5 protein-coding genes are annotated in these 6,675 nt (G+C 29.6%); all 5 read right to left on the reverse strand.

The genetic code is table 11. From position 1 onward, the window contains the following. Positions 1 to 3: 3 nt before the first annotated feature. The 5 genes from OWM07_RS09910 to OWM07_RS09930 are packed head-to-tail and all read right to left on the reverse strand — an operon-like array spanning position 4 to position 6,503. The gene (locus OWM07_RS09910) at positions 4 to 516 is read right to left on the reverse strand and encodes a phosphatase PAP2 family protein (protein WP_423303561.1); all 513 of its coding nucleotides are present in this window, start codon (positions 514 to 516) and stop codon (positions 4 to 6) included. Further along, positions 516 to 2,042 carry a capsule assembly Wzi family protein gene (locus tag OWM07_RS09915; protein ID WP_423303562.1) on the reverse strand — a complete coding sequence of 509 codons (1,527 nt, stop codon included), beginning with the start codon at positions 2,040 to 2,042 and terminating at the stop codon, positions 516 to 518. The genes OWM07_RS09910 and OWM07_RS09915 overlap by 1 nt, the downstream gene beginning before the upstream one ends. Then, a complete protein-coding gene (locus OWM07_RS09920; protein WP_423303563.1) occupies positions 2,035 to 2,955 on the reverse strand; it encodes a Wzz/FepE/Etk N-terminal domain-containing protein in 921 nt (306 codons plus the stop codon). Before OWM07_RS09920 ends, OWM07_RS09915 begins: the two co-directional genes overlap by 8 nt. 33 nt (positions 2,956 to 2,988) lie before the next feature. Then, positions 2,989 to 6,267 (reverse strand): SLBB domain-containing protein, encoded by a 3,279-nt coding sequence (locus OWM07_RS09925; protein ID WP_423303564.1) that lies wholly within the window; start codon positions 6,265 to 6,267, stop codon positions 2,989 to 2,991. Positions 6,268 to 6,323: 56 nt separating this feature from the next. Then, positions 6,324 to 6,503, reverse strand: a complete 180-nt coding sequence (locus tag OWM07_RS09930) for a hypothetical protein (RefSeq protein WP_423303565.1) — start codon at positions 6,501 to 6,503, stop codon at positions 6,324 to 6,326. Positions 6,504 to 6,675 lie beyond the last annotated feature (172 nt).

Below are 6,675 nucleotides of genomic sequence, written 5' to 3' on the forward strand. Positions count from 1 at the left end.
CCTTTAAATTTTATTGGTAATAATAGGGGATAAACTTACATTTTTGTATTTTGATGTAATAAAATAACTGACTATACCACCTAATATCCCTCCAGCTATAACATCTTCTACATAGTGATTTTTTGACTCCACTCTACTAAAAGTAACATAAACACTACCCAAATAAAAAGGTATTGCTTTATAAAAACCATATCTTTTATGAATAAATGTAGCATTTTGAAAAGCTATTGATGTATGGGCAGAAGGGAAAGAGCCACTTTTTCCATTTGGTCTTTTTTTATTAATAGATAATTTTAAAGTGTATGTAGCTGCTATATTTGTACCAAAACCTAAACCATACTGTTTTAGACCTTCTTTATCAGATTTAAAATATATATTTGCAAGAGAAGCACCTACAATGGATGCTAAAACAACATCCCCTGATGTCTCTACTAAATCAGAACACTTTGCAGGTGATGAAAAAATTACTAAAATAAATATAAAAATAGTAAAAATTCTTTTAATAAAATTCATCATTATTGAATAAATTTAATATTAAAGAAAATTTGCGTATAGCTTCTTTTGTCATCAACAAAGTTATAATAAACAGGAGAAGGATCGGTATCAACCTTATCTTCTTTTACATAATTTGCTTTCAAATCTAATATTATTCTCGGTGTAAAAAAGTATTTAGTACCAATATAACCTATCTTTACTTTTTGTTGCTCTGGTAAATTTAACCCTCTTTTTATATATGCGCCACCAACGAAAAGATGAAATTTATCATTAAGTTCATGATAAATTTCGGCGAAAAAACTTTTAGAATCTCTTCCAGAATAATGGCCTATTAAATATTTTTCATCAGTATAACCATCACGAGCAAAATTATGATTATTATAATTAATTCTTGAAATCTTTGTATATTCAAAATGTAAATCTGTCCTACCCGTAGTCAAGAACAAACCTTGAGTATAACTAGCTCCTAAAAGGGCAAAATCTTTACCTTTATCCTCTGTTTGCCAAGGTGCTGTTATATCAGTCCATGTATATTCAGAATACAGTTTACCACCTTTTAAAAAACCTGTTTTTTTAAGGAATGGCAAATACAATGATGCATCTGCACCCACTATCTGCTCAGTATCCCATTTATTACCGGTATTTTCATCTTTTGCTGTAAACAGCTTCCAGTAATCTGAAACACTTGAGTATGAAGGATTCCCACTACCTCCATAGTAAATTATCCTACTACCAGCTATTTCAAACCAATCCGCAGGCTTTAAAGATAATCTCATCCCCCAAAGCTTTGGGTCTTTATTAACCCTTTCATCATCATCAAACCATATATGCCACATGTACCATCTAAAAGTTCCTAAAAAGCCTAAATCATAAGGGATCTCTGTTTTTATTGAAACCATCAACTCTGGTTTAATATTTTTACTTAGTAATAAATTACCAAAATAACCTGGCCCTAAAACAATATTATCTTTTGCAAAAGAAATAGATAAATGTTTAACCCCCTTTTTAATATTAAACCTATAAAGAGACAATTTCACATCATCGTTTTCGTTATTTTCCAGAGAAAATGTATAAGATAACAAAAAATAATCCTTTATCTGTAAACCACCTTTTACATTTAACCTTAAATCATAATTGGTATTTTCATATTCTGCGCCAAATGAATTGTTAAATTTAGTGTTCTCTTTTGTGCTGTAATCTAATTTTAGATTTGCCTCCTGTATAGGATTAAAGGAAATTTTTTTGTTATTATAATGAAAACTATAAAAAGATTTTGCTTTTTTTGATATTTTTTCTATGTCTTTATCAATAACAAACAGCTCTTTTAAATTTTCATCATTATTTAATAGAACTATTGTCTCTCTTACAGAATAAGGCTTAAAATTATCAGTAAAATATTTAGAAGGTGAGATCGCATTTGCTCTATCTATTAGTCTATAAAAATAATCATTATCTAATGACATTGTATCTGTAGTTTTAAATATTTTTGCATACACATTGATTGACAAAAAAAGAATTAATAAAGATATGAATAATTTCTTAAGCATTACTTTCACCTTTTAATATTTTTTTCTTCTCTTCGGGGATATTTTTTATAAACTCAAGAAAAAATGCTAAGAATATAGCCATAAAAAAGGATGTCACAAAAGCAACAATACAGATAAGAGCTCTTTTAGGTTTTACTTTATCCTTAATATCTGGAACATACGGCTCACTAATTATGGTAAAACCATAATATTTTTGTGCTTTAGAAATAACTTTTGATTGGATTAAAGATGAGATAACCTCAGCAAGTTTTGTTTTAAGTGTTATATCAGATGTTTTTTCCATCTCTTGCTTAAAATTGGTTATCTTTTCATCGATATTTTCAAGCTCAGTCTGCTTAATTTTTTCACTTAGCTCAGACAATAATATTTCAACAAATTTTTTTGCAAAAGCTGGATCTTTGTGCTGCACAGATAAAGTAATATAATTGCTTTTTTTATCCTGATTTATAGAAATCATATCACTAACTTTTTTATATACAAAATATTTATAATTCTGCTTAAATTCTTCATCATTTATTAATTCATCATAGTCATCCTCAAATATTTTTTTCTCAAAATGATATTTTTTAATAATATTTGCTATAAATTCCTGATTATTTAGCAAGTTTTGCATTGCATTATATATATTTTCACTTTCACCACCAACTGATATCCCAGCAAGGCTTGCAAGTCCACCAAGACTACCCATCAAAGATGAAAGTTTCGAGCTGTCACTTGCTGTAGGCTTTAACACAGCTTTTGATTCATAAATATTATCCATATTTATTGTAATAATTACAGATAAAATAGAAGCAATTAAAACTATTGCTCCAATCATGATTTTTCTTCGCCAAATAACTGCAAATAGCTCTATTAAATCTATTTCATCTTCTTCCACAAAATAATCAGGCTGATATTTTATATTTTTATCCATCTGCTCCTGCATACCCTACTCCAATTAAATTAATTAAAATAGCGCTTTTGTCACAGCTACCGTTGTAGCTATCTGATACAGTATTTGAGTAATATCTTTTATATCACGCATATAATTTGGAAAAACAAGTTTTCTCGGTACAACCACTGTATCACCAGGCTCTAATTTCACATCGTAAATATCTTTCCACCAGAAATTTTTCTTAATAAACCTGTTTGAAATAACGCTACCATCCCCTTTGACCACAAAAATATCATCTTCACTGGCTAGCTCAGTCAAACCACCACAAGCATTTATATAGTACTCTACTGTAGGTTCTTTATCAGTAAAAGCAAAACTAGTAGGGTTATATACCTCACCTACAACATTTACAGTACTTGGTCTTTTAGGGATTATTATTTCATCACCATCTTCCAATTCAAAATTGTATTGACTTTTTACAAGCTCCTCAAAACTGTTAACCTTTATGACAACCCTTCCTTCTGGCTCTACTGAGTCTAAATTTTTTATTATTTGTTGTAAATTTGTTTGAAGCTGTTTTTGAGCAGCAATATCTTCTGGACTCAATGATGATGCAATCTCTTGACTTGATGCTGTAAGGAGTGTTGCCTGCAATCTATCTCTAAGCTCTTTTAATCTTTTTTTCTGGATTTCTTTAACAGATTTTCTTCTAAATATAATGTTTTTTATATATCCATATTCAGTTATACCACCAGCTCTCAATATAACATCTGCAAGTTTTTCCCCTTTTGTTATGACAAATTCACCAGGGAAATAAACTTCACCACTTATCACTACCTTATCTTCTCTTTTAAAGTCAGATATCTTTCTTACCTTTACCACATCATAAGGTTTTAGATAAACTGTTTTTACACCTTTCAAAATATCATTTAGATTTACATCCAAAACATTATACTCCGTTTTACCTTTATTAACAGTCATCCTCACTATTTCTACTCTATCAAGATAAGCACTATCTTTCACATTACCTGCAGCTATTACCAAATCATAAAGTGTCATATTTTCTGCATAATTATACACACCTGGCTTATTTACCTCTCCAATGATTTGAACAGTTTGCACAGGGTGAAATTCCCTAAAATTGTGGATTACTACCTCATCTCTGTCATTTAATTTAAAACTTAAATCTGTTTTCAAATTCAAGGTTAACAATCTATAGCTAAAATCTGTCTCATTTAATCTATAGATATGAAATAAATCAAGATAAGCATCTTTTGTAAGCCCACCAGCTTTTAGGATAAGATCATTTATCGTCATATTATCTGTAAGTAAATAAGTTCCTGGATTTTGCACTTCGCCATCTATTTTTACATATTTTTTAAGATTCTTTTCCCAAATGGAATGTACAATAACTTTATCATCAATTTGTAAATAGAAAGATTTACTATCTTTATAGCCAACAAACCTTGTGAAAAATCTACCTTCACCTTTTCTTATAATTTCAATATATTCCTTTGATGCATCAGTTGTAAGCCCACCAGCTTTGTTAATGGCATCATAAAGGGTAATTTTATCCTCAACTTCGTATCTACCAGGATTTTGGACCTCCCCTTTAATCTCCACGACATTTTTTGGCCTAATATCAAATCGATTGACCACATAAACTTCATCAAGAGGCTTTAATGCTATATTTTGACTTCCTTGTGGGTTATTAAACGCTTCTTCAAGATTAAATGGGATTATATAATATTCTTTCGTTTCAGGATTTAATCTTTTAATATATCCATATTCAAGAGATGCTTCAGATTTAAGGTTTGACTTATCTTTAATTAAATCAAGTAACCTTTTATTGTTTTTAACAGAATAACGCCCAGGAAAATAAACCTCACCATATAAAAATACAGAATCTTCGCTAGGTTTTGTAATACTTGCAACAAAAACTTTATCCCCATCTTTCAAATAAAATTTGTTTGCCTCATCTATAGAGATATCAAAGACCTCAGATGGCTTATCATTGTAAAGTCTTTTTATATGTATCCTTTTAGAATAACCATCAGGTGTAAGCCCACCAGCAAATTTTATTAGTTTAGATAAAGGCTCCCCCTTTTTCAGTGTGTATATAGCGGGCTTTTTTACACTACCAGCAAGATAAACCATATTTTTTGATCTTGGGATAAATAATACATCATTTGGCTGTAAATAAATATCTTTGCTTGTATCACCCTTGAGAATAAAATCATAATAATCAATAGTAGCTACGACCTCCCCCCCTCTTTTCACAATAACATCTCTAATATCTGCAATGTCTGTAATCCCCCCTGCCTTAGCTATCGCTGTAGTCACTGTGGATAAATTACTTATAGTTTGAAAACCTGGATTATTTACTTCACCAATTACCAGTACCCTTATTGTTTTTAAAGCTCCAATGGAGACATCACTTTTTACACCTTCAATAGAATCAAGATACCCCTTTAAAATCTCTTTTACCTCTTTGAGTTTTTTCCCTGCTACCTGTACTTTCCCAATTTCATTGATAAAAACTGTCCCATCATTTTCGACAGGGACACTATAAGTCTTAGTGATTCTTCCCCATAAATACACATTTAGAGTATCACCAGCACCAACTATATAATTATCATCCACATTCACATTTTGATCAGGTATTTGACTTGTATAATCAAAGTTAAAGATTTCGGCACCAAAAACAGTTAAATTGTCAAATGTCAAATCAAAATCTTTTGTTTTATCGACTTTTTCTGTCTCTTTTTCTATTTTATTTTGTACAATTATTATATCACCATCTTTTAAAACATTTGTCTTAAAATCTCCGTTTAATAAGCTGTTATAATTTATTTTTTCATAAATAGAGTTATCCCTATAAATATAAATAGTATTTATCTTTTTGAGATCCTTTGCACCACCCGATAAACCAATAACATCAAAAATTGTTTTAGTCCTCTCGACATTATAAAACCTTGGATACAAAACATCTCCAAAAACTCCAACAGAGATTATACCAGGTTTAATATCTTTTATGATAATACTCATACCTTGGTTATTCAGAGTTTCATTTAACTTATTATAAAACTCTGATAAGTTCTTTAATTCTTGTATATCAACTTCACCAACATAAGGAAGGTACATTATTTGTGAATTTATTAAAATAGTACGATTGTCTATCAATTCATTATTTTTATAATATTCCAATAAAATAGAATCCCCTACTTGTAACTTGAAATTATTAAAATTAATTTTTTCTTTTTCTAATATCTTAAAAGGATTTGTTTCAACAGTTTCATTGTCATAATAATATGCTTGATAAGTATCATTATCATAAAATCGCTTATACATTGTTCTCTTACCACTTTGAATATAATCATTTGATTTTATATTTTTATTTCTATCAGCTAAAGAAGATTTGTTGAAATATTACTTTTATTATTTAAATATTGTTGAACGAGTTCAGGGTTTTGTTTTGCCTTTTCTAAAAGCTCTGGTGGTATATTTTGCAAATCAACAGCAAACAACTTCCCAAGCGATAAAAACAAAATAGATAAAATGAATAACAATCTAACAAACTTCTTCATACTTCCCCCTTCTATATAATCGATGGTGTTGCACAATAGTAATAGCTTAGAACCTCAGATTGCTTCGCTAACGCTCGCAAAGACGGCATTTTTGGGTCATTGTATGTTTCAAATTATGTTAACAAAGTTAGAAAAGAGTGATATAGAAAACCAGGGAAGGATAAAGAACAAG

Source organism: Deferribacter thermophilus (assembly GCF_049472675.1).
Classification (GTDB): Bacteria; Chrysiogenota; Deferribacteres; order Deferribacterales; family Deferribacteraceae; genus Deferribacter; species Deferribacter thermophilus.